The following is a 22,636-nucleotide window of genomic DNA, read 5'->3' on the forward strand; positions in this document are numbered from 1 at the left end:
GGTCACCCGCCGGCTCTCACTCGTCGGCGTCCGCCGCGGTGACGAAGGGGGTGGCCTGGTGGTAGTAGAGCAGCCAGCCCGCCTCGGTGAGCCGCCACAACGAACTGCGGTGGGCCCTTTTTCCCTTGGCCTCGGTGTCGAAGGTGACGTGGACGAGCTCGTCGGCGAGCTGCACGCCCCGCATCCGTGAGGCGGTGAGCTGTCCGGGCCGCGGTGCCTCGTCCGAGATCAGCGAGGTGATGACCATCGCGCGGTCCCAGTGGCGGCCGGTCGTGTCGACCTCGTGGAAGTCGGGGTGCAGGACCTGGACGAGGAGTTCGGTGGAGGCCCGGACCATCGGGTCCATGAGGCGGAGTTCGCCCTCGACCGCCGCGGCCACTCCGGGGGTCGGCTCGCTCATGCGCCGCGTCCCGGGGTGGCTGCCGGTCCGGTGGGCAGCGCGTGGGGCCCGGCCGCGACGGGCCTCCGGTGGCCGCTCCCGCGCGTTCCGGGTGACGGCACCGCGTACATCATCATGGGCACACCCTAGGACGATCTGCCCGAGCCGTACGGCCGCCGCGCCCCGTGGGGGAGAGCGCGGCGGCCGCCGGGTCAGCGGGTGCCCGCGTCTACTCGACGATCTTCAGCAGCTTGTTCGCCGTGCCCTCGGTGGCGTTGCCGATGGCGTCCGGAGTGGCTCCTTCGGTGAGCGCCGTGGCGACCTCCGCCGGGGTGGCCTCCGGGTGCCCTGCCAGGTAGACGGCGGCGGCACCGACGACGTGCGGGGTCGCCATGGACGTACCGGAGATGGTGTTGGAACCGTCGTCGCTGTCGTTCCACGACGAGGTGATGTCCGAGCCCGGGGCGTAGATGTCCACGACCGAGCCGTAGTTGGAGAACGACGACTGCTCGTCGTCCACCGTGGAGGAGGCGACCGTGATCGCCTCGGGGACGCGGGACGGTGAGCCCTGGCCGGCATCGCTCGACTCGTTCCCGGCGGCCACCGCGAAGGTGACGCCGGAGGCGATGGCCTTCTGGACGGCCGCGTCGAGCGCCTCGTCCGCGCCGCCGCCGAGGCTCATGTTGGCGACGGACGGGCCCTGGTGGTTCTCGGTCACCCAGTCGATGCCGGCGACGACCTGCTCGGTGGTGCCCGAGCCCGAGTCGTCGAGGACACGGACGGCGACGATCTTGGCCTTCTTGGCGACGCCGTACGTCGCCCCGGCTATGGTGCCGGCCACGTGGGTGCCGTGGCCGTTGCCGTCGTCGGCGCTGTCGTCGTTGTCCACGGCGTCGAAGCCCGAGCTCGCCCGGCCCTCGAACTCCTGGTGCGTGGTGCGGACCCCGGTGTCGATGACGTACGCGGTGACACCGTCGCCCGCGCTGTCCGGGTAGGTGTACGCGTTGTCCCCGGCGGTCTCCGTCTGGTCGATGCGGTCCAGGCCCCAGGACGGCGGGCTGTCCTGGGTGGCGCTCGCGTGGAACTTCTTGTTCTGGACGACCTTGGAGACGGCCGGGTCGGCGGCGAGGCTCTTGGCCTCGGTCTCCGAAAGGCCGCTGGCGGAGAAGCCGTTGATGGCGGAACTGTAGTTGCGCTTCAGCTTCCCGCCGTACTCCTTGGCGAGCTTCGCCTTGTCGGCCTTCTGGTCCAGCATCACGATGTAGCTGCCGGAGACGGCGGTCGCCGCGTCGGCACCGTAGATCTTGCCCGTCGCGGGAGCGGGTGCCGCTCCGGCGAACGGGCTGGCCATCAGGGTGACTCCGGCGGCGGCTGCCACCGCGGTGATGGAGGCGGTCAGCTTGAACCGGCGTGCACGCTTGTGAATTGCCATGAAGAGGGATCTCCTCGTCATTCTTTGTGGGGGGATTGGCCCTCGGCCGGAAGATCTCCGGGGGTTGGTTCGAAACCCTTACCGATTGACGCGCGCAGATCAAGACCTACTCTGCGCCTGAGCCGTCCGGACCACGGTTTCGTCACAGGAATTCGACCACCCGCACCCAAGTCCGTCACAATCACTGCCCGTTACCGGCCGCACACCGCCGACCGGGGCCGCGGCGTACGGCACGGCCCCGGCGACGTCACCGCTGATAGCGCGCCAGGACCCGGTTCCCGTCCTCCACCAGACGCTTCCTCAGTTCGTCCGCCCCGATCGCCCCGCTGTAGTACTCCTGGAGGGCGGGCGTGGCGACCTTGTCCTTCCACTCGGGGTAGCCGCGCACGGACTGCGCCGGCGCCGGCCGCAGCGCCGTCGCGAGCGCGGCCCCGGTCGCCCAGCCCAGGTCCGCGGTGTGCAGCGAGGGGTCGGCCAGCGCGGCCGTACCGGTCGGCAGCATCCAGTCCCCCTTGGCCAGGCGCACCATGTTCGCCGGCCGCAGCAGGAAGTCGATGAACTCCACGGCCTCCTTCTTGTGCGGGCTGTCCTCGGCGACGGACAGGGTCTGCGGGCTCACTCCCTGGGCCAGGCCCTCGCTGCCGGCCGGAGCGGGCAGCACGGTCCACTCGAAGCCCTTCGGAGCCTGTTCGACCACCTGCTGCCGGTAGGAGAACCCGAGCGGCACCATGGCGTACTTCCCGCCGAACAGGCCTGGCAGCGTGTCGCCCCCGCCCATGCCGAGCGCGGTGCGGGCGGCGCTGTGGTCGGTGTTGACCTGGTCGTGGATGGTGCCCGGGACCACCTCGTCGCCCTCGCCCGACTCGACCGTCACCTTTCCGTCGGCGCCGCGGTGGAACAGTTGGCCGCCCGACGAGAGGCCGAGGTTGAGGGTGACGGAGACCGGCTCCTTGAGCGGCCAGGCGATCCCGTAACGTCCCTTGCCCGTCAGCTCCTTGGTGACCCGGCGGAACTCCGGCCAGCTCCAGGGTTTCTCGGGGGTCGGGATGCGGACCCCGGACTCCTTGAGGATCGTGGTGTTGGCGATCAGGACCCGCGGCTCCTGGAGGAACGGGACCCCGTAGACGCCGCCGTCGAAGGTGGCGGTCTGCCAGCTCCGTGCGGGGATGTCGTCGGTCAGCCGGTCCGGGAGGAGCGTGCGGAGATCGGCGAGGTAGCCGCCGTACGCGAAGTCCGCGAGGTCGTCGGACGCGTCATGGATGACGTCGGGGGCCTCGTCCCCCTCGAAGGAGGTGAGGAGCTGGTCGTGGACGCTGTCCCAGCTGCCCTGGACGTACTGGACCTCGACGCCGGGATGGCTCGCGTTCCACTCCTTCACCAGCTGCTTGTTGATGTCCACGGACTCCTTCTGCCAGGCGAGCGACTGGAAGCGGATCCGGATCTTCCCGTCCGCCCCGTCGCCGCCGCCACCGGCGCATCCGGTGAGCAGCAGGGCGAGCGCGGTGGCCGCCGCCGCTGCCGTACGTGCCAGTGCGCGCATCAGCTCTTCACCGCCCCTGCGAGCATGCCGCCCGTGATCCGCCGCTGGATGACGGCGAAGAGGACGAGTGAGGGAAGGGTGGCGAGGAACGCGGCGGCGGCGAGCGGTCCGAGGTCGCTGGCGCCCTCCGCGCCGAGGAAGTGGGTCAGTACGACCGGCAAGGTCTGCTTCTCCGGTGTCTTGAGCAGGACGAGCGCGAAGAAGAACTCGTTCCATGCGGTGATGAAGGCGAAGAGTGCGGTGGCGACGATCCCGGGGGCCAGCAGGGGGGCGGTGACCGAGACCAGGGTCCGCAGCCGGCCGGCCCCGTCGACCGCCGCCGCCTCCTCCAGTTCGGGCGGTACGGCCCGTACGTAGCCGACCAGCATCCACAGCGCGAAGGGCAGGGCCCAGACGACGTACACCATGATCAGCCCCCACAGGGTGTTGATCAGGTGCAGGTTCTTGAGGACCAGGAAGAGCGGAATGATCAGCAGGACGAAGGGGAACGCCTGGCTGACCACGACCCAGCCGGTGGCGGCCGTGGAGAGCCGTGAGCGGTGGCGGGCCATCACATAGGCCATCGGGGTCGCGATCACGACGGCGATGACACCGGCGGAGAGCGCGGCGATCAGCGAGTTCGCGGCGGCCCGCAGCAGCGGCTGCTCGTCGAACGCCTGCCGGAAGTTGTCCAGCGTCGGATTCTCGGGGATCCAGGTGGGGTGCAGGGAGCCGAGCTCGGGTGCGGGTTTGAAGGCGGTGGAGATCAGCCACAGGAACGGAAAGGCCAGGAAGACCAGATAGCAGAGAAGCGCGAGGTACTGCCCGGCGCGCACCGGCCGGCTGGTACGCAGGCTCATCGGTCCTCGCCTCCCCTGAGCCGTCCGGCGAGGTACACGGCGAGGATCACGGAGATCACCGCGACCATCACACAGCCCATCGCGGCGGCGTAGCCGAACTGTCCGTACCGGAAGGCCTCTTCGTACGCGAAGAGCATCGGCAGCCGGGTACGGCCGCCGGGGCCGCCGTTGGTCAGCACGTAGACCAGGGCGAAGGCGTTGAAGTTCCAGATGAAGTTGAGCGCGGTGATGGAGAGCGCGACGGGCCTGAGCGCGGGCCAGGTGACGGTACGGAACCGGCGCCAGGCGCCCGCACCGTCCAGGGCAGCGGCCTCGTGGAGTTCGTGCGGGGTGTTCTGCAGTCCGGCCAGCAGGGCGACCGTGGTCTGCGGCATGCCGGCCCAGACGCCGACGAGGATCACCGCGGGCAGTGCGGTGGCCAGCCCGGTCAGCCAGTCCCGGCCGTCGCCGAGCCCCAGGTCGCGGATCCTCTCGTTGAGGATGCCGGCGTCCGGGTTGTAGACGAGGCGCCACATGATGCCGACGACGACCTCGGGCATGGCCCACGGGATGATGGCCAGGGCGCGGGCCAGCCAGCGCATCCGCAGGTTCTCGTTGAGCAGCAGGGCGAGGCCCAGGGCCAGCACGAACTGCGGGACGGTGACGCCGACCGCCCAGACCAGGCCGATCCGGAACGACTCCCAGAACAGTCCGTCGTGGAGCAGGTCCTGGAAGTTCAGTACGCCGACCCACTGGGTGGACCGGGTGCGGCCGGACTGGGCGTCCGTGAAGGCCAGCGCGATGCCGTAGAGGAGTGGCCCGACGCTGAGGATCAGGATGGGAATCAGGGCGGGCAGCACCAGGAACCAGGTTCCGGCGTTCCGGTTGACCGGCCCGGACCGTTCGTCGCGCGGGCCGCCCGGCGGACCATGCCGCCCGGACCGTACGGTTGCATTAGCCAATGTCATGAATAAGACCCCCTTGCGTCATTCGACCGGCTTTATACCGTTCTGGCCGCTCAGGTGGCCTCCGCCATCGTGCTGACGGGCCGTCGGTTCGTCAAGACAACCTGCACAGATGCGAAAATCGGATCCATGAACGAGATGCGAGCGCGCGAGGTGCTGAACGCCGCCGGACTGCCCGGTGACGCGGAGCTGATCGCGCTGGGCGAGAACGCGGTGTTCGCCGTGGGTAACCTGGTCGTCAAGATCGGCCGGGACGCCGTGCGGAGCCCGGAACTACGGGACCGGGCCGAGCGCGAGGTGGCCGTGGCGCGGTGGCTCGCCGCGTCCGGCGTCCCCGCTGTCCGGGCCGCCGAGCCGGAGGCGCGGCTGGTCGAGGGCCATCCGGTGACGCTGTGGCACCGGCTGCCGGACGCGGTGCGGCCCGCCGAGCCGCGGGATCTGGCTCCGCTGCTGCGCGCGGTGCACGCCCTGCCGGACCCGGCCGGCCTCGCCCTGCCGCGCCGGGAGCTGCTGGGCGGCGTCGAGCGGTGGCTGAGCCTGGCGGGCGAGGCGATCGATCCGGCCGACGCCGCGTATCTGCGCGAGCGCCGCGACGGCTTCGCGGCAGCGGCCGCCGGCCTCGTCCCGCGGCTGCCCCCGGGCCCGATCCACGGCGACGCGCTCGCACGCAACGTCCATGTCGGTGCGGACGGGCCGGTCCTGGTGGACCTGGAGACCTTCTCCGCGGATCTGCGCGAGCACGACCTGGTGGTGCTCGCCCTGTCCCGCGACCGGTACGGGCTGGCCGCCGAGGCCTACGACGCGTTCACCTCGGCGTACGGGTGGGACGTACGGGAGTGGGACGGCTGCGCGGTACTGCGCGGAGCACGGGAGACGGCCAGCTGCGCATGGGTCGCGCAGCACGCCCCGGACAACCCGAAGGCACTCGCCGAGTTCCGCCGCCGGGTGGCGTCCCTGCGGGACGGGGACACCGCGGTGCGGTGGTACCCGTTCTGAGTCGGGGCTCACCGAACGCCGGTGAACGGCGTGTCCTCAAGCGTCGGACGGGCGTTGATTCCCGCCCGGACTCCGGAACAAGCCCGTCCGGCGATTGAGGACACAGCACGCAGAAGGCCGGGCAACGCCCCTCAGCCCGAGACCCCCACCGGCTCCCGGACCGGCCAGCGGCCGTCGATGACCGCGTCCGCCGTCCCCTTGCGGCGCAGGAACTGCTGGAAGTCGGCGGCCCACTCCTCGTACCAGACGACCTGGCGCTCGTGCAGCTCCTGCGCCGACAGCGCGGCCACCGAGCCGTGCCGTGCGGCTATCGCGTACGCCACGCGCACCGCCGCCAGTGCGTCCGCCGCCGCGTCGTGCGCTCCCTGGTGGACCACGCCGTATTCGACGCAGACCGCTTCGAGGTTGCGCTTGCCCTTGCGGTAACGGTCGACGGACCGGTCGATCGTGTACGGGTCGATCACCGGCCCGATCCCCGCGCCGTCGAGCCGGTCGCTGAGCGAGGGCAGCCCGTGGCGGTGCAGTTCGGCGGTCAGCAACGTCAGGTCGAAGGCCGCGTTGTACGCGACGACCGGGACGCCGCGCCGCCAGTACCCGGTCAGGGTGTCGGCGATCTCGTCGGCCACCTCGCGCACCGGCCGGCCCTCCGCCGCCGCCCGCTCGCTGCTGATGCCGTGGATCGCCGAGGCCTGTGCGGGGATCCTGATCCCCGGATCGGCCAGCCAGGTGTGCCGGCTGGCGGGCTCACCGTCCCGGCCGTCGACACGGATGACCGCGGCCGTCACGATCCGGGCCTCCAGCGGTTCCGTACCCGTCGTCTCCAGGTCGAAGCCGACCAGCGCATGCCGGTGCCAGCTCATCCCGTACCTCCTTCGTGGTGCTCCCCCAGATGACGACCACCCTCGCACGGGGCACTGACAACGAGGAGGGACGGTCCCTCAGGAGACCGGCCGGGAGTCCGTCCACACGGACTCGAACTCCTCGCGGTACGTCTCGAACAGCCCGTGCTCGCTGTCCTGGCCGGCCCGGACGACCGCCCGTCCGCCGCCCCGCAGCACCAGAACCGGCGCCTCCATGCCGCGCGCCCGGCGCAGATACGTCTGGACGACCCCCACGGCGTCGGCGCCGTCGCCGTCCACCAGGTAGGCGGTGAAGCGCGGTGTCTCGTCGAAGACATGGATCTCGAAGGCACCGGGGTCGCGCAGCTTGGAGCGGACCCGGCGCATGTGAAGGATGTTCATCTCCACCGACCGGCTCAGCTCGCCCTTCTTGAGGCCGAGCTCCCGCTCCCGGCGCTTGACCGCGCTGCTGGCCGGGTTGATGAAGAGCAGCCGGACCCGGCAGCCCGACTCGGCGAGCCGGATCAGCCGGCGCCCGGAGAAGTTCTGTACCAGCAGGTTGAGCCCTATCCCGATCGCGTCCAGCCGGCGCGCTCCGCCGAAGAGGTCCTCGGCGGGCAGCTGGCGCTGGAGCCGCACCCGGTCGGGGTGGACGGAGACCACGTCCGCGTACCGGTCTCCGACGAGCTCCTCCACGGCGTCGACCGGCAGCCGGTCGGCGGACGGGACGGCGGCGCCGCTGCCGAGGATCTCCAGAAGCCGGGCGGAGGCCCGCTCGGCCTGGGCCAGCACCGCCTCGTTGAGGGCGCGGTTGCGGGAGACCACGTTACGGGCGACCTCCAGCTCGTCCAGCGCCAGCTCGACATCGCGGCGGTCGTCGAAGTAGGGCTCGAAGCAGGGCCAGTGCTGGACCATCAGCTCACGCAGCTGCGGCAGCGTGAGGAAGCTCAGGACGTTGTCGTCGGCCGGGTCGAGCAGATAGCCCTTGCGCCGGGACACCTCGCGTACGGCGACGGCGCGCTGCACCCACTCCTGCCCGGCGGGTCCCGCCGCGGCCACCACCCAGTCCTCGCCGTGGACCGGTTCGTAGATCGGCCGGAGCACCGCGGCGACCACGGCGCGCAGCCGCTGCTCGACGAGATTCAGCCAGATATAGGCGCGCCCGGCCCGCTGGGCGCGCGTGCGCACCTCACTCCAGGCGTCCGCGCCCCAGTCCAGTTCCGCACCGATCTCCAGGGGCTGCGCCAGCGAGACCGCCCCGGGCGGGACATCGGCCGGATCCCCCTCGTGACCCGTGTCACCTGGGGGCAGCTCGAACCCTCCCGAGCTCACCCGCGCACCGCCTTCCACTCCCCCACCAACGATCAAGGAAGGGTACTCCGCGAGCGGGAGCCGGTGCAGCCGGATGCACAGGCTCCTTTCCCAACTCCCCTACCGCACACGCATGTTCCGTGCGACGAGATCTGCCGGAGTGAGCGGATTCATAGTGATTAAACACCCCACCTCAAGCCGCATTCCGGACAACCGGCCGGGCGAGGTGCCGGATTCCGGTTCCGGGCGACACGAAGGGGCCCGATGTTGACCGGACCGGGCGGCGTCCGCGACGCCGCCCCCGTTAACCGGCCGGTCCTAGGTAAGGGCCGCTCTTTCGGGGAAGATCTGCCCCAGGGAGCCCGCAATCCCCAGGCAACCGCATCAGAAGGGGAAGAGTCGAACCTATGCAGGTCTGGCCGGGACAGGCGTACCCCCTCGGTGCCACGTACGACGGCGCCGGGACCAACTTCGCGGTCTTCTCGGAGGCCGCCCACCGAATCGAGTTGTGCCTGCTGCACGACGACGGCTCCGAGACGGCGGTGGAGCTGAGGGAGACCGACGCCTTCGTCCGCCATGCCTATCTGCCCGGGGTGATGCCCGGTCAGCGATACGGGTTCAGGGTCCACGGGCCGTACGAACCCCAGCGCGGCGCCCGCTGCAACTCCGCCAAGCTGCTCCTCGATCCGTACGCACGGGCGGTCGCCGGGCAGATCCAGTGGGGCGAGGCGGTGTACGGCTATCCGTTCGGCCGGCCCGACGCGCGCAACGACCTCGACTCGGCGCCCCACACGATGTCCTCGGTGGTGGTCAACCCGTACTTCGACTGGGGCGACGACCGGCGGCCGCGTACGGACTACCACCGCACGGTCATCTACGAGGCCCATGTGAAGGGCCTGACGATGCTCCATCCGGGGCTGCCGAAGGAGCTGCGCGGTACGTACGCCGGACTGGCCCATCCGGAGGTCATCGCGCACCTGACGGAGCTCGGTGTCACGGCCATCGAATTAATGCCGGTGCACCAGTTCGTCCAGGACCACCGCCTGGCGGACGCGGGGCTCGCCAACTACTGGGGCTACAACACCATCGGCTTCTTCGCCCCGCACAACGCCTACGCCTCCTGGGGCGACCGGGGCGAGCAGGTCCTGGAGTTCAAGCAGGCCGTCCGCGCCCTGCACCAGGCCGGCATCGAGGTGATCCTCGACGTGGTCTACAACCACACGGCGGAGGGCAACCACCTGGGGCCGACGCTCTCCTTCCGGGGGCTGGACAACGCCTCGTACTACCGGCTCGCCGACGACCAGCGCTACTACATGGACACCACGGGGACCGGGAACTCCCTGCTGATGCGCTCACCGCACGTGCTCCAGCTGATCATGGACTCGCTGCGCTACTGGGTGACCGAGATGCACGTGGACGGTTTCCGCTTCGATCTGGCGGCCACGCTGGCCCGTCAGTTCCACGAGGTGGACCGGCTGTCGTCGTTCTTCGACCTCGTGCAGCAGGACCCGGTGGTCAGCCAGGTGAAGCTCATCGCCGAGCCGTGGGACGTGGGCGAGGGCGGCTACCAGGTGGGGAACTTCCCGCCGCTGTGGACCGAGTGGAACGGGAAGTACCGGGACACGGTACGGGATCTGTGGCGCGGCGAGCCGCGGACGCTGGCCGAGTTCGCCGGCCGGCTGACGGGCTCCTCCGACCTGTACCAGGACGACGGGCGCAGGCCGCTGGCCTCGATCAACTTCGCCACCTGCCACGACGGATTCACCCTGCACGACCTCGTCTCGTACAACGACAAGCACAACGAGGCCAACGGCGAGGGCAACCGGGACGGCGAGAGCCACAACCGGTCCTGGAACTGCGGTGTGGAGGGCGAGACCGACCGGCCCGAGGTGCTGGAGCTGCGTGAGCGTCAGATGCGCAACTTCATCGCCACGCTGATGCTGTCCCAGGGCGTGCCGATGCTGAGTCACGGCGACGAGTTCGGCCGGACGCAGCGGGGCAACAACAACGGCTACTGCCAGGACAGCGAACTGTCGTGGGTGCACTGGCCCGACCCGGGCCGGACGGCGGACAGCGACGGCGACGGTGACGGCGAGGAGCGGGCCGGGCAGGACGACGGCGGCCTCGGCAGCAGTCTGCTGGAGTTCACCCGGGCGATGGTGTGGCTGCGCCGCGACCATCCCGTCTTCCGGCGCCGGAGGTTCTTCCACGGCCGCCCCGTGGAGGGGACGCACGACGAGCTCTCGGACATCGCGTGGTTCACGCCCGAGGGCCAGGAGATGACCCAGCGGGACTGGCAGGCGGCGCACGCCAAGGCACTGACCGTCTTCCTGAACGGGCACGCCATCTCGGAGCCCGGCCCGCGTGGGGAGCGGATCTCCGACGACTCGTTCCTGCTGATGTTCAACGCGAGCGCCGAAACGCTGGAATTCGCCGTTCCGGTCAATCACGGCAGGCAGTGGCTCGCGGTGGTCGACACGGCCCGCCCGGACGGGGTGCTGACCGGGGCGGGTCCGAAGGTGGCGGCGGGCGATCGGGTGACGCTGGTGGGGCGGAGCATGGTGGTGCTGCAGCGGCCGGCATGAGACCGACCGGGCACTCGTGCGTGCCCGGATGACAGAGGCGGCCCGGATCTGGGTACGAACGTTCCCATGACGCCTTCCGCCACGTACCGGCTCCAGCTTCAGCCGGAGTTCCCGTTCTCGGCCGCCGAGGACGCCGTGCCGTATCTCGCCTCGCTCGGCGTCTCCCATCTGCACCTGTCCCCCGTGCTCGAAGCCGTGCCCGGCTCACGGCACGGCTACGACGTCGTCGACCACAGCCGGGTACGCGCCGAGCTGGGCGGCGAGGAGGGGCTGCGCCGACTGGCCCGCACCGCCCGCGAGCACGGGCTCGGGCTCGTCCTGGACATCGTGCCGAACCACATGGCCGCCGACCCCCGCCACAACCACGCGCTGCGCGAGGTCCTGCGCGAAGGACCCTCCTCCCCGTACGCCCGCTGGTTCGACATCGACTGGGCGGCGGGCGACGGGCGGATCCTGCTGCCCGTCCTCGCCGGACGCATCGGCGAGGAGACGGACCGGCTCCGGGCCGACGGGGAGGTGCTGCGCTACGGCGAGCAGGAGTTTCCGCTGCGGGACGGCACCGCCCACCTCGATCTGCCCGCACTTCTGGACGCCCAGCACTACCGGCTCGGCTGGTGGCGGCTGGCCCGTACCGAGCTGAACTACCGGCGCTTCTTCACCATCTCGGAGCTGATCGGGGTGCGGGTCGAGGACCCCGAGGTCTTCGCCGCCTCCCACGCCAAGATCCTTGAGCTGGTCCGGGACGGGGTCGTGGACGGCCTGCGCATCGACCACCCGGACGGGCTCGCCGACCCGGCCGGCTACCTGGAGCGGCTCTCCGTGGCGAGCGGCGGGGTGTGGACGGTCGTGGAGAAGATCCTCACCGGCGCCGAGCCGCTGCCCGCGGGCTGGGCCGTCGCCGGGACGACCGGGTACGACGCGCTGCACCGGATCGACGGGCTCTTCGTCGACCCGGTGGGCGCCGCAGAGCTGCTCGGCGGCTATCGCGAGTCCGCCGCCCCGGCCGGTGACCGCGGCGGCTACTGGACGGCGACGGTGCGTCGGGCCGCGTACCGGGTGGTCACCCATGAGCTGGCAGCGGAGACGGAGCTGCTGACCCGGCTGGCCTCACGCATCTGCGCCGAGGACCCCGCACTGCGCGACCACGCCCCCTGGGCGCTGCACACCGCCGTGCGCGAACTGCTGGTCCGGGTCCCGGTCTACCGCCCGTACGTGACGGCGGGCGGCCCCTGCACCGAGACGGCCGAGGCGACGCTCGGCCCGGTCGCGGTGAGCGACGCCAAGGCGGCGTTCGCGGTACGGGAGGAGGCCTCCGCCGTCGACGTGGTGCGGGAACTGGCCCTGGGACGGCTCGGCGGGGGCGGGGACCGGACGGCGTTCTGCGCCCGGTTCGCCCAGACCGCGTCCGCGCTGCGCGCCAAGGCGGTCGAGGACACGGCGTACTACCGGTACGTGCCGCTGATCTCGGCCAACGAGGTGGGGGGCGACCCGGGGCAGCCGGCGGTGGCACCGGAGGCGTTCCACTCCTTCTGCGCGCGGCTCGCCCGCGACTGGCCCGCCACCGGCACGGCGCTGACGACGCACGACACCAAGCGCAGCGCCGACGTCCGGGCGGGGATCGCGGTGCTGTCGCAGTGCCCGGGACCGTGGACGGAGCTGGTCGCCGAGCTGACGCGGACGGCCCCCGCCGCCCCCGATCCGCAGCTCGCCTGGCAGGCGTGGCAGACGGCGATCGGGTGTGTGGGGTTCCCTCCCGGGGAGCAGGCCGGGCGGCTGGAGCCGGCGTTGCTGAAGGCGGTGCGCGAGTCGGGGCTGTTCACGAGCTGGACCGAGCCCGATCCGGTGTACGAGCGGGTGGCGACGGACTTCGTCGCCGCCGGTCCGGCCGCCGGCACCGGTCCGGCGCGGGCGCTCCTGGAACGGTTCGCGGGAACGCTGGCCCCTCATGTGCGGGCCAACGTGCTGGGCGCGGCGCTGGTCCACCTGACGATGCCGGGGGTGCCGGATCTCTACCAGGGCACGGAGCGGGAGTATCTGGCGCTGGTCGACCCGGACAACCGGCAGCCGTTCCGGCAGCCGCCCGACGGGGCGCCCGACGACGAGAAGAGCGAGCTCACCGGGACGGCGCTGCGGCTGCGCCGGGAGCGGCCCGGAGTGTTCGGCGAGTCGGGCACGTACGCCCCGCTGACCGCCTCCGGTCCGGCGGCGGCGCACCTGCTCGCCTTCTGCCGTTCCGGCGAGGTGGTCACCGCGGTGACCCGGCTGTCGCTGCGGCTGGCCGAGTCGGGCGGCTGGCGCGGGACGGAACTGGCGCTGCCGGACGAGGGGGTGTGGCACGACCTGCTGACGCCGGGCCGGAAGTTCTCCGGCGGCGCGGTGCCGGCCGCGGAGCTGTTCGCGGAGCGGCCGGTGGCGCTGCTCAGCCGGGCCGGACGAGGAGGGAGCGCGGGCCGCGTGTGAGCAGGCCGGTGGCCGCCGGGCGGAAGCCCTCCGCCCACCGCAGTGCGGGCATCGCGTCGAGCAGGGCGCGCAGGCCCTGTTCGGCCTCCACCCGGCCCAGCAGCACGGCGGGGCAGCCCGCGGGGCCGGGTGTGCTGCGGTCCTGGTCGCGGCGGAAGGGGTCGAAGACGTCCGGTGCGGCGAACCGTTCCGGGTCCCGGCCCGCCGAGCCGATCAGACAGGCGACGGGTGCCCGGGCGGGCAGGGTGCCGCCGCTGAGGGTGACCTCGGCGACGGTGCGGCGCAGCACGATCTGGACGGGTGGGTCGCGGCGCAGCGACTCGGTCCAGGCCCGCCCGGCGAGCGCGGGTTCGATCCGCATGACGGCCATCAGGTCCGGGTCGTCCAGCAGATTGGCGAGGAACGAGGCGAGCGCCGTCTCGCGCAGCGCGGTGCGCCGGGTGCAGGGGGCGTCGGCGGGTGCGCCGGTGGGCAGCCAGCGGCAGAACTCCTCGACGAGATCGGCCTGCGGGCGGGTGGCGATGCGCCGGGCCAGCACGTAGGCGGTCCGTTCGACGCGCTCGGCCAGGTGCCCGGGCACGGTGCCGGGCGCGACCGCGTAGGGGTCGCTGGGCAGGCAGCGGAAGTTCCCGTGGCAGAGGCCGAGCGGTGCCGGGCCGCCCCGGGGCGCTCCGTCGTGCGGGTAGCCCGCGAACCGCGGGTCGGTGAGGGCGGTGGCCACGTCGTCGTAGCGGCTGACCAGCCAGGCGCCGAGCGGCGCGTCGTAGCAGAGCGGGTACTCCTCGCGGAGCGCCCGGTAGAGCCGGTACGGGTCGTGGGCCGCGCCGGGTGCGAGGAGACTGGGGCCGCCGCCGGCCCGGGCGGCACGGCGGGGCCGCGTGGACGGGCTCCGGGTGCCGCGTCGTTCGGGCGAGGGTGTCGGGGCCGGTATGTCTCCGGGCGTGTCTGCCTGCATGGCGTACCCCCCGGGGTGTCCGGTGCGCCGGTGCGCGGCGCGCTCCCGTTCAGGGGATCACCTGAACGGTCCCGCCGCAGCCGGCGTGGGGCCGTACGGGTGACGGGGCGGTCACCGTCCGGTCCCGGCTCCCGGGACTGCGGGCGGCCGGCAGACGGTCAGCAGTTCGGTGAACGCGGCGGCCGCGCCGGTCAGCCCGACGCGGGAGAAGACCGCGAGCTCCCGCCTCCAGGGCGGGTCCACGGTGAGCACCGCGCAGTCCTCGCCGACCGCGCCCCGTACGACATGCGCGGGGGCCGTCGCGACGCCGACGCCGGCCGCCGCCATCCGTACCGCGGTCGACGTGTGCTCGGTCCGCACCGCCGTACGGGGTTCGAATCCCGCGCGGGCACAGGCCCAGTCGAGGAACGGGCGGCCCTCCACCACGGCCTCCATCGCGCATCGGACCCACGGCCGGTCGGCGAGCTCGTGGAGCCGGACGGAGGCCCGTCCGGCCAGCGGGTCGTCGAAGGGGACGACCAGGACGATGTCCTCCGCCCCGATCGGGACGACCGGTCCGGACCAGCGCGGGGGCGGCGGGCCGACGGCGAGGTCCGCGGTGCCGCGCTCGATCCGGTCCTCCAGGGCGTCGGTGGTGGCGTACTCGTGCAGGACGAGCCCGACTCCGGGGTGCGTGCCGCGCCAGCGGGCGAAGACGTCGGGGAGGATGCCGACGGCGATCGCGTGCACGGTGGCGATGTGCAGCTCGCCGCCCTCCACACCCGCCGCGGCGCGGGCCGCGCGCCGGGCCTGGGCGGCGCTGCGCACGGACCGCTCGGCGTGCGGCAGGAAGGCGCGGCCCATCGGGGTCAGCCGGACTCCGCGCGGCAGCCGTTCGAGCAGCGCGCCGCCGACCTCCCGCTCCAGCGCCTTGATCTGGTGGGACAGCGCGGGCTGGGTGACATGGAGCCGTTCCGCGGCCCGGGTGAAGGACGCCTCCTCGACGACCGTGACGAAGTACTCCATCTGCCGCAGGCTCATCGCGCCCGCCTCCTGACCTCAGCCATAAACACTGTGCATCGATCCCACACAAACATTGCCTTGGACTCATGGCAAGGACCGGGCGGAGGCTGAGGACATGACGCAGAAGCAGAACGTGAACGAAACCGATGTCGTGGTCATCGGCGGCGGGACGGGCGGCTACTCGACCGCGCTGCGGGCGGCGGCGCTCGGCCTGGAGGTGGTGCTCGCCGAGCGCGACAAGGTGGGCGGTACCTGCCTGCACCGGGGCTGCGTCCCCAGCAAGGCGATGCTGCACGCCGCGGAACTCGTGGACGGCATCGTGGAGGCCCGCGAGCGCTGGGGCGTGAAGGCGACGCTGGAGTCGGTGGACTGGCCGGCGCTCGTCGCCACCCGCGACGACATCGTGGCCCGCAACCACCGCGGCGTGGAGGGACATCTGGCCCACGCGGCCGTCGAAGTGGTGCACGGCAGCGCCGGGTTGACGGGTCAGCGGAGCGTCCGGATCCAAGGGTACGGTGAGGTCACCGCCCGTCGCGGCATCGTGCTCGCGACCGGTTCGCGGCCCCGGATGCTGCCCGGACTCGTCGCCGACGGACGGCGCGTGGTCACCAGCGACGACGCGCTGTTCGCGCCCGGTCTGCCGGAGTCGGTGCTGGTGCTGGGCGGCGGGGCGATCGGCGTCGAGTACGCCTCGCTGCACCGGTCGATGGGGGCCCGGGTCACTCTGGTGGAGGCCGCGGACCGGCTCGTCCCGCTGGAGGACGCCGATGTGTCACGCCATCTGACCCGTGGTCTGAAGAAGCGCGGGATCGACGTGTTGGTGGGGGCACGGTTGGTGGAGGCGACCGTTCTCGACGCCGGGGTCAGGGCCACGGTCCGCACCCCGCGCGGCGAGAGCCGGACCGTGGAGGCGGAGCGGCTGCTCGTGGCCGTCGGCCGGGTTCCGGTGACGGACGGTCTGGGTCTCGCGGCGGCGGGCCTCACCGCCGATGGGCGCGGACACGTGGCACCGGCGGACTGGTCGCGGCTGGAGACCGCCGTGCCGGGCATCCACGTGGTCGGGGATCTGCTGCCGCCGCCGTCCCTCGGGCTGGCCCACGCGTCGTTCGCGGAGGGGCTGCTGGCCGCCGAGACGCTGGCCGGTCTGCGTACGACGCCGGTGGACTACGCGGCGGTGCCCCGGGTCACGTACTCCGCCCCGCAGACCGCCTCGGTGGGGCTCTCCGAGGCGCAGGCCCGTGACGCCGGGCACGATGTCGCGGTCAACACGATGCCGCTGACGGCCGTCGCCAAGGGAATGGTGCACGGGCAGGGCGGTGTGGTGAAGGTCGTCGCGGAGCGCGGCGGCCGGGTGCTCGGGGTGCACCTGGTCGGGCCGCACGTCTCGGAGATGATCGCCGAGAGCCAGCTGATCGTCGGCTGGGACGCCGAACCCTCCGACGTGGCACACCACATCCACCCCCACCCCACGCTTTCGGAGGCGGTCGGTGAGGCGTTCCTCACCCTGGCGGGCCGCGGACTGCACCAGCAGGCGTGACCGCGTCCGGTCAGGCGGGCGGCCGGAGCGCGGGCGCGGAGAGCCGGAAGGCCATCCTGCCGAAGCTCACCTGGTCCCCCTCCCGCACCGGGACCGCGCCCGTGACGCGCTGCCCGTTGACGCAGGTGCCGTTGGTCGAGCCGAGGTCGCGCAGCAGCCACCGGCCGCCGTGCGCGGTGAGTTCGGCGTGCATCCGGGACACCGTCTCGTGGCTGAGGCGGAGTCCGTTGCCCGGGTCGCGGCCGATGCGCAGGGGGTGCGGGCTCGGTGCCGGGAGCAGCAGCTTGGGCAGCCGCTCGGCCCGCCAGGCCCTGCGTACCCGTTCGGGGAAGCCGGAGACCCCGCTCACGGCCCGGAACAGCTGCCGCGACCAGCGGCCGTCGTGCCCCAGGTCGGCGGTGAGCGCGTCCAGTTGCTCGGAACGGCTGGCGGTCAGGGCCAGTTCCATCCGCCGCATGAAGGTGTCGTGGGAGAGCTTGCCCTGTGCCGCACCCTCTCTGAGCACACCGAGAACACGGTCGCGCTGGGCGTCGGACAGCCGCGCGGGATACGTGTGGGACTCGAAGGAGGACGTCACAGGATCGATTGTCGGGCCGACCGCCCCGGAGTGTCCAGAACAACGCCGCTTTCCGCCCTCCTGACCTGCGCGGCCCCGGAAATATCCGGGACGCCGCACGGCGGGCGTTGCTACTGTCGGCCGCCGTGCCGCTCCGGCGACCGCCGGGCGCGCCCGTACACCTGTGGGGGATCTGTGCTCGACGCGCCACTCGGCCTGACTGTCCGTCCGATCAGCGGGCCGGAGGAGCTCGGCCTCTTCCGCCGGCTCTCCTACGTCCTGGATCACGAACTCGCGGGCGACCTGGCGGCGGGGCGTCGCCGCCCGGAGTGGATGTGGGTGGCCCTGCGGAACGACCGGGTGGTGGCGCGGATCGCCTGGTGGAGCAAGGACGGCAAGGAGCCTCAGCTCCTCGACTTCTTCGACCTGGACGACACGCTTCCCGAGCCCGAACGCGGGGAGGCGGGAGCGCGGCTGCTGGAGACGGCGACGGCCGCCGTCGTTCCGGCCGGTGCCCCGCGTCCCGAGTACGGGCGCTACGTACCGCCCGACTGGCGTGAGGACCCGGTGGCCCGTGACGTCGTGGAGGCGCGCGTCCGGGTCATGGAACGCAGCGGTGCCCGGATGCTCGTGGAGCGGCTGCGTCTGGAGTGGCGTGCGGGCACCCCTGTTCCGGCCGACAGCGGCAGGCTGCGGTTCCGCCCGGTGGAGGGGCGCGAGGATCTCCTGGCGTTGATGACGCCGGTGATGGAGGGCACGCTCGACGCCCACGGACAGCAGGACCTGGCGTCGGGCCTGTCGGCGCGCGAGGCCGCGGAGAAGCACTACGACGAGGAGCTCGCCCACTACTCGACCCCGCGGGAGTGGTGGCGCGTCGCCGAACTCCCGGACGGCGAACCGGTCGGCTTCGTCGTCCCGGCCCGCAACAGCTACAACCCGATCATCGCGTACATCGGCGTCGTGCCCGCGCAGCGCGGTCACGGCCACATCGACGAACTCCTCGCCGAGGGAACCCGGGTGCTCGCCGGGCAGGACGGTGTGGAGCGCATCCGGGCGTCGACGGACCTCGGCAACGTACCGATGGCGAAGTCCTTCGCGCGCCTGGGGTACGTCAACTTCGAGCGCGCCTTCGACATGGTGTGGCACCACTGACGCGGGGCCGGCGGGCGGCCGGCGTCAGCTCCCGGGTGCACGCTGCTGTCTGATGACGTCGTGGTACCGGGCGTACGACTCCTTGGGCGTGCGGCGCAGCGTCTCGGCCAGTGCCGCTGGAATCCGGTGCCGCGGGTGGTGTCGGTGCCGTCCTTGATGCGTCCGGGCTGCGCGGCGAAGGCGTCCCAGCCGAAGGGTCCCTTGCCGTCGGTGTCGGCGGCGCCCTCGGTCTGGAAGGCGGACGCGGAGGCCCTCAGGGAAGCCGGGCGGGAACGGCGGCACAGTCATCTCGGCCTCCACAGCCGTAAGTGGGAGTGCGTATGTCAGAAGCCGGCAGGGCAATGATCAGAATCAGACCTTAATCGCCAGTAACGGGCTCGACCCAGTGTCGCGGGTCGAAGATCGCGCCTTCTGCCGACCATGGGCCGGTACACGGAAACGAGGGAGCGCTGCATGTTGTTCGAGGTATGGGCACCGGACGCGGATGTGGCCGCCCTGCGGCTGTCGGGTGAGCTGCGGACCATGGCGCGTGATCCGGACCGGGACGGCTGGTGGACCGCGGATGCGGAGGCGACGGACGGCGACCGCTACGGATTCGCCCTGGACGGCGGCCCGGTGCGCCCCGATCCGCGCTCGCGCCGCCAGCCGGACGGGCCGGACGGCGAGAGTGCCGTCGTCGACCACGACGCGTACACCTGGCGCACCGACTGGGCGGGACGCGGGCTGCCGGGCGCGGTCCTGTACGAACTGCACATCGGTACGTACACCGGCGAGGGCACCTTCGACGCGGCGGCGGCCCGGCTGGGACACCTCGCCGAGCTGGGCATCACCCATGTGTCACTGATGCCGGTCTGCCCGTTCCCCGGGGTCCACGGGTGGGGGTACGAGGGGGTGTCGCTGTGGGCCGTGCACGAGCCGTACGGCGGCCCCGAGGGGCTGAAGCGCTTTGTCGACACGGCGCACGGGCTCGGGCTCGCGGTCGTCCTGGACGTGGTCCACAACCACCTGGGCCCGTCCGGCAACTACCTTCCCGCCTTCGGCCCGTACTTCACCGAGACGCACCACACCCCCTGGGGCGCGGCGGTCAACCTGGACGCGCCGGGCTCCGACGAGGTGCGGGCCTTCCTGCGGGGCAGCGCGCTCGCCTGGCTCCGCGACTACCGGCTCGACGGGCTCCGGCTCGACGCGGTCCACGCCCTGGCCGACACGCGGGCGCTGACGTTCCTGGAGGAGCTGTCCGCCGCCACCGACGCACTCTCGGCGGAACTGGGCCGTCCGCTCTCCCTCATCGCCGAGTCCGACCTCTGCGACCCGCGGACGACGACTCCGCGCGAGTCCGGCGGCATCGGTCTGCACGCCCAGTGGAACGACGACTTCCACCACTGTCTGCACACCGCGCTGACCGGTGAGGCCCAGGGCTACTACGCGGACTTCGCCGCCGCCCCGCTGGCCGGGCTCGCCAAAACCGTGACGAGCGCGTTCTTCCACAACGGCACGTACTCCACCTTCCGCGGCCGTTCGCACGGCCGCCCCGTCGACGTCACGCGCAGCGCCGCCCACCGCTTCGTCGGCTACGCCCAGACCCATGACCAGATCGGCAACCGGGCGCTCGGCGACCGGCTCGCCGCCTCCCTCTCCCCCGGTCTCCTGGCCTGCGCGGCGGCGCTCGTACTCACCGGCCCCTTCACCCCGATGCTGTTCATGGGCGAGGAGTGGGGCGCCCGTACACCCTGGCAGTTCTTCACGGACCACACCGATCCGGAGCTCGCCGAGGCCGTACGCACCGGCAGGCGGCGGGAGTTCGGGGCGCACGGCTGGGCCGAGGAGGACATTCCGGACCCGCAGGACCCCGCCACCCGCGACCGGTCGTGTCTGGACTGGAGCGAACCGCGGCGCGAACCGCACGCCCGCCTGCACGCCTGGTACCGCGAACTGATCGCGCTGCGCCGCTCCCTGCCCGACCTCAGTGACCCCGATCTGGCGACGGTGAGGACGGCGTACGACGACGAGGCCCGCTGGCTGGCGTTCCGTCGGGGGGATCTGCGGATCGCCGTCAACCTCGACGAGAAGCCGGCCACGATCCCGCTGGGAGGCGGCCGGCACCGCGGTGGCGGAGGCCGGGTGCTGGCCGCCTGGCTGCCCGTGGACGCGCCCGGCCCGGACGGGGCGCTGCATCTGCCGCCGGAGTCGTGCGTGGTGCTGGCCGACGACTGAGGAAGCGCTCCTACTCGACGATCGCCAGCTCGCGGGCGGTGGCGTTGAGGCGCCGGCCGCCGTCCTCGGTGACGGTCACGATGTCCTCGATCCGGACGCCGAAGCGGCCCGGCAGATAGATGCCGGGCTCCACGGAGAAGCACATGCCGGGGACGAGCGGCTGCTCCTCGCCCTCGATCATGTACGGGGGTTCGTGGGTGGTGACGCCGATGCCGTGGCCGGTGCGGTGGATGAAGCGCTCCCCGTAACCGAACTCGGTGATGACGGCGCGGGCGGCCCGGTCGATCTCCTGGCAGGCGACACCAGGCCGGACGGCCCTGCAGCCCGCCTCCTGCGCTTCCCGCACGATGTCGTGGACCCGCTGCTCCTCGGCGGTGGGTTCGCCGACGTGGACCGTGCGGGAGGTGTCGGAGCCGTACCCGTGCTTGAGGCCGCCGAAGTCCAGCACCACCATGTCACCGCGCTCGATGGTGCGGTCACCCGCCTCGTGGTGCGGGTTGGCGCCGTTGGGTCCGGAGCCGACCACGGTGAAGTCGACCTGGGAATGCCCGAACCCGGTGAGCAGCCGGGCCAGGTCGGCCGCGACGTCGGTCTCCCTGCGGCCGGAGAACCGGACCTTCAGGATCTCCTCGTACGTGGCGTCGGCGGCCGCGCCGGCCGCGGCGAGCCGGTCCAGTTCATGGGCGTCCTTGACGGCGCGCAGCATCGGGAGCACTTCGGTGAGGGAGGCGTACGAGGTCCCGGGGAGCAGTTGCTGGAGGCCGAGCAGATGCATCGCCCAGGCGTTGTCGCTGATGCCGAACCGGCCCTGGCCGTCGAGCAGCGGGGCGGTGACGGCGTAGGGGTCCTTGCCGTCGGTCCAGTCGCGCAGGGTCAGCGCGGGCGCCCCGACGGCCTTCTCGGCGTCCGGGGCCTCCAGAGTCGGTACGACCAGGACCGGTTCCTGGCCCGCGGTGAGGACGAGGAGGGTCAGGCGCTCGGTGATCGCGGTGGGCTGGTAGCCGGTGAGATGGACCATGTCCGGTCCGGGGGCCACCAGTACACCCGCGAGTCCGGCGGCTGCGGCACTCTCGGCGGCCCGAGTCATGCGGGCCCGGTAGTCGTCGGCGGTGAACGGTACGGGCTGGTTCGGGCTGGACATGCGGAACCTCCTGGCGGCGCGGAACGGCTCTCTGCATCCTGCCCGCCCGGGGGCCCGGCCGCGAGCGGTCAGGGCGGCGTGCCGGTGGCGAGTCGCACGACGAGGTCGGCGCGGCCGCGCCCGGCCGCGACGAGCCGCGCGTTGGCCTCGTCGGAACCGGCCACCCAGCGCTCCGCGTGGGGCCGCGGCTTCCCGAACCGCACATGCCGGTCGACGAGCCTGCGGATCCGTACGTCCTGGTCGAGTTCCAGGAACCACGCCTCGTCGAGCAGCCCCCGCACGGGCGCCCAGTCCCCTTCCCCGTACAGGAGGTAGTTGCCCTCGGTCACGACGAGCGGGACGTCCGGCGGTACGGGGACGGATCCCGCGACCGGCTCCTCCAGGGACCGGTCGAAGGCGGGGGCGTACACGACGGTCCCCGGTTCGGGCGTCCGCAGCCGCCGGAGCAGGGCCGCGTACCCGGCGGCGTCGAAGGTGTCGGGCGCGCCCTTGCGCTGTGCCCGGCCGAGCCGCTCGAGTTCGGCCCGGGCCAGGTGGAAGCCGTCCATCGGCACGAGGACGGCGAGCGGGCCGAGCGCGTCGACGAGCTGCTCCGCCAGGGTTGACTTCCCGGCACCGGGCGGCCCGGCGATTCCGAGGACGCGTCGGTCCGCGGCCAGGGCGAGGCGGCGGGCGCGGGCCGTCAGCCCGATGAGGTCGCTGGTGTCCATGGCGGATATTGTCCCGCCAAGAGCCTCCCATTCCCCTTCGTCCC

The 22,636-nt window shown here is 72.4% G+C and carries 18 protein-coding genes and 1 pseudogene; 6 read left to right on the forward strand and 13 right to left on the reverse strand.

Features of this window, described 5'->3' with window-relative positions:
* Positions 1-16: 16 nt before the first annotated feature.
* The 5 genes from OG959_RS05845 to OG959_RS05865 all read right to left on the reverse strand — a co-directional run bounded on the left by OG959_RS05845 (position 17) and on the right by OG959_RS05865 (position 5,137).
* Complete coding sequence (locus OG959_RS05845) at positions 17-400, reverse strand: nuclear transport factor 2 family protein (RefSeq protein WP_219566635.1); 384 nt, start codon at positions 398-400, stop codon at positions 17-19.
* 208 nt (positions 401-608) lie between these two features.
* A complete protein-coding gene (locus OG959_RS05850; RefSeq protein WP_326657044.1) occupies positions 609-1,811 on the reverse strand; it encodes a S8 family peptidase in 1,203 nt (400 codons plus the stop codon).
* Between the two features lie 247 nt (positions 1,812-2,058).
* Positions 2,059-3,351, reverse strand: coding sequence for an ABC transporter substrate-binding protein (locus OG959_RS05855; protein ID WP_326657045.1), 1,293 nt, complete (start codon positions 3,349-3,351; stop codon positions 2,059-2,061).
* Entirely contained in the window at positions 3,351-4,190 is an 840-nt protein-coding gene (locus OG959_RS05860) for a carbohydrate ABC transporter permease (RefSeq protein WP_326657046.1), read from the reverse strand. The genes OG959_RS05855 and OG959_RS05860 overlap by 1 nt, the downstream gene beginning before the upstream one ends.
* Complete coding sequence (locus OG959_RS05865; RefSeq protein WP_326657047.1) at positions 4,187-5,137, reverse strand: carbohydrate ABC transporter permease; 951 nt, start codon at positions 5,135-5,137, stop codon at positions 4,187-4,189. Before OG959_RS05865 ends, OG959_RS05860 begins: the two co-directional genes overlap by 4 nt.
* A 126-nt stretch (positions 5,138-5,263) precedes the next feature.
* Between OG959_RS05865 and OG959_RS05870 the strand changes: the two genes are divergently transcribed.
* Positions 5,264-6,130, forward strand: coding sequence for a phosphotransferase enzyme family protein (locus OG959_RS05870; RefSeq protein WP_326657048.1), 867 nt, complete (start codon positions 5,264-5,266; stop codon positions 6,128-6,130).
* 131 nt (positions 6,131-6,261) lie between these two features.
* On the opposite strand, the gene OG959_RS05875 is transcribed toward OG959_RS05870, so the two are convergent.
* Both OG959_RS05875 and OG959_RS05880 read right to left on the reverse strand, forming a co-directional pair.
* Positions 6,262-6,990 (reverse strand): 3'-5' exonuclease, encoded by a 729-nt coding sequence (locus tag OG959_RS05875; protein WP_326657049.1) that lies wholly within the window; start codon positions 6,988-6,990, stop codon positions 6,262-6,264.
* 78 nt (positions 6,991-7,068) lie between these two features.
* Positions 7,069-8,301: an SAV2148 family HEPN domain-containing protein gene (locus tag OG959_RS05880; protein WP_326657050.1), complete on the reverse strand. Its 1,233-nt coding sequence runs from the start codon at positions 8,299-8,301 to the stop codon at positions 7,069-7,071.
* 386 nt (positions 8,302-8,687) lie between these two features.
* Here OG959_RS05880 and glgX point away from each other — a divergent pair, with 386 nt between their 5' ends.
* Both glgX and treY read left to right on the forward strand, forming a co-directional pair.
* Positions 8,688-10,865, forward strand: a complete 2,178-nt coding sequence (glgX, locus tag OG959_RS05885) for a glycogen debranching protein GlgX (RefSeq protein WP_326657051.1) — start codon at positions 8,688-8,690, stop codon at positions 10,863-10,865.
* Positions 10,866-10,931: 66 nt separating this feature from the next.
* The gene (gene treY, locus OG959_RS05890; protein ID WP_326657052.1) at positions 10,932-13,325 is read left to right on the forward strand and encodes a malto-oligosyltrehalose synthase; all 2,394 of its coding nucleotides are present in this window, start codon (positions 10,932-10,934) and stop codon (positions 13,323-13,325) included.
* Here treY and OG959_RS05895 read toward each other — a convergent pair.
* Positions 13,285-14,280 carry a cytochrome P450 gene (locus tag OG959_RS05895; RefSeq protein WP_326657054.1) on the reverse strand — a complete coding sequence of 332 codons (996 nt, stop codon included), beginning with the start codon at positions 14,278-14,280 and terminating at the stop codon, positions 13,285-13,287. The two genes, treY and OG959_RS05895, sit on opposite strands and share 41 nt — an antisense overlap.
* 111 nt (positions 14,281-14,391) lie before the next feature.
* On the reverse strand, positions 14,392-15,300 hold the full coding sequence (locus tag OG959_RS05900) for a LysR family transcriptional regulator (protein ID WP_326657056.1): 909 nt from the start codon (positions 15,298-15,300) through the stop codon (positions 14,392-14,394).
* A 97-nt stretch (positions 15,301-15,397) separates the two neighbouring features.
* Here OG959_RS05900 and lpdA point away from each other — a divergent pair, with 97 nt between their 5' ends.
* Positions 15,398-16,819: a dihydrolipoyl dehydrogenase gene (gene lpdA / locus OG959_RS05905; protein WP_326657057.1), complete on the forward strand. Its 1,422-nt coding sequence runs from the start codon at positions 15,398-15,400 to the stop codon at positions 16,817-16,819.
* Between the two features lie 10 nt (positions 16,820-16,829).
* Here the strand turns inward: lpdA and OG959_RS05910 are convergent, their stop codons facing one another.
* A complete protein-coding gene (locus OG959_RS05910; protein ID WP_326657058.1) occupies positions 16,830-17,396 on the reverse strand; it encodes a DUF1707 and FHA domain-containing protein in 567 nt (188 codons plus the stop codon).
* 174 nt (positions 17,397-17,570) lie between these two features.
* Between OG959_RS05910 and OG959_RS05915 the strand changes: the two genes are divergently transcribed.
* Positions 17,571-18,527 (forward strand): GNAT family N-acetyltransferase, encoded by a 957-nt coding sequence (locus OG959_RS05915; protein WP_326657059.1) that lies wholly within the window; start codon positions 17,571-17,573, stop codon positions 18,525-18,527.
* A 107-nt stretch (positions 18,528-18,634) separates the two neighbouring features.
* Here the strand turns inward: OG959_RS05915 and OG959_RS05920 are convergent.
* Positions 18,635-18,815: pseudogene (locus OG959_RS05920) on the reverse strand (family 1 glycosylhydrolase); the annotation flags it as partial.
* Positions 18,816-18,980: 165 nt separating this feature from the next.
* On the opposite strand from OG959_RS05920, the gene treZ reads away from it, so the two are divergent.
* Positions 18,981-20,741 (forward strand): malto-oligosyltrehalose trehalohydrolase, encoded by a 1,761-nt coding sequence (gene treZ, locus OG959_RS05925; RefSeq protein ID WP_326657060.1) that lies wholly within the window; start codon positions 18,981-18,983, stop codon positions 20,739-20,741.
* Between the two features lie 10 nt (positions 20,742-20,751).
* On the opposite strand, the gene OG959_RS05930 is transcribed toward treZ, so the two are convergent.
* Entirely contained in the window at positions 20,752-21,882 is a 1,131-nt protein-coding gene (locus OG959_RS05930) for a M24 family metallopeptidase (protein WP_326657061.1), read from the reverse strand.
* A gap of 68 nt (positions 21,883-21,950) precedes the next feature.
* Complete coding sequence (locus OG959_RS05935; RefSeq protein ID WP_326657062.1) at positions 21,951-22,592, reverse strand: nucleoside/nucleotide kinase family protein; 642 nt, start codon at positions 22,590-22,592, stop codon at positions 21,951-21,953.
* Positions 22,593-22,636: the final 44 nt, after the last annotated feature.

Source organism: Streptomyces sp. NBC_00385 (assembly GCF_035917155.1).
In the GTDB taxonomy this organism is placed as follows: Bacteria; Actinomycetota; Actinomycetes; order Streptomycetales; family Streptomycetaceae; genus Streptomyces; species Streptomyces poriferorum.

Excerpts from the sequence above, each read along its gene's own strand:
- lpdA (WP_326657057.1), top strand. The coding sequence starts at position 15,398 with ATGACGCAGAAGCAGAACGTGAACGAAACCGATGTCGTGGTCATCGGC.
- OG959_RS05855 (WP_326657045.1), bottom strand. The coding sequence starts at position 3,351 with ATGCGCGCACTGGCACGTACGGCAGCGGCGGCGGCCACCGCGCTCGCC.
- OG959_RS05900 (WP_326657056.1), bottom strand. The coding sequence starts at position 15,300 with ATGAGCCTGCGGCAGATGGAGTACTTCGTCACGGTCGTCGAGGAGGCG.
- OG959_RS05850 (WP_326657044.1), bottom strand. The coding sequence starts at position 1,811 with ATGGCAATTCACAAGCGTGCACGCCGGTTCAAGCTGACCGCCTCCATC.
- OG959_RS05845 (WP_219566635.1), bottom strand. The coding sequence starts at position 400 with ATGAGCGAGCCGACCCCCGGAGTGGCCGCGGCGGTCGAGGGCGAACTC.
- OG959_RS05875 (WP_326657049.1), bottom strand. The coding sequence starts at position 6,990 with ATGAGCTGGCACCGGCATGCGCTGGTCGGCTTCGACCTGGAGACGACG.
- treY (WP_326657052.1), top strand. The coding sequence starts at position 10,932 with ATGACGCCTTCCGCCACGTACCGGCTCCAGCTTCAGCCGGAGTTCCCG.
- OG959_RS05860 (WP_326657046.1), bottom strand. The coding sequence starts at position 4,190 with ATGAGCCTGCGTACCAGCCGGCCGGTGCGCGCCGGGCAGTACCTCGCG.
- OG959_RS05935 (WP_326657062.1), bottom strand. The coding sequence starts at position 22,592 with ATGGACACCAGCGACCTCATCGGGCTGACGGCCCGCGCCCGCCGCCTC.
- treZ (WP_326657060.1), top strand. The coding sequence starts at position 18,981 with ATGTTGTTCGAGGTATGGGCACCGGACGCGGATGTGGCCGCCCTGCGG.
- glgX (WP_326657051.1), top strand. The coding sequence starts at position 8,688 with ATGCAGGTCTGGCCGGGACAGGCGTACCCCCTCGGTGCCACGTACGAC.
- OG959_RS05930 (WP_326657061.1), bottom strand. The coding sequence starts at position 21,882 with ATGTCCAGCCCGAACCAGCCCGTACCGTTCACCGCCGACGACTACCGG.
- OG959_RS05865 (WP_326657047.1), bottom strand. The coding sequence starts at position 5,137 with ATGACATTGGCTAATGCAACCGTACGGTCCGGGCGGCATGGTCCGCCG.
- OG959_RS05895 (WP_326657054.1), bottom strand. The coding sequence starts at position 14,280 with ATGCAGGCAGACACGCCCGGAGACATACCGGCCCCGACACCCTCGCCC.
- OG959_RS05870 (WP_326657048.1), top strand. The coding sequence starts at position 5,264 with ATGAACGAGATGCGAGCGCGCGAGGTGCTGAACGCCGCCGGACTGCCC.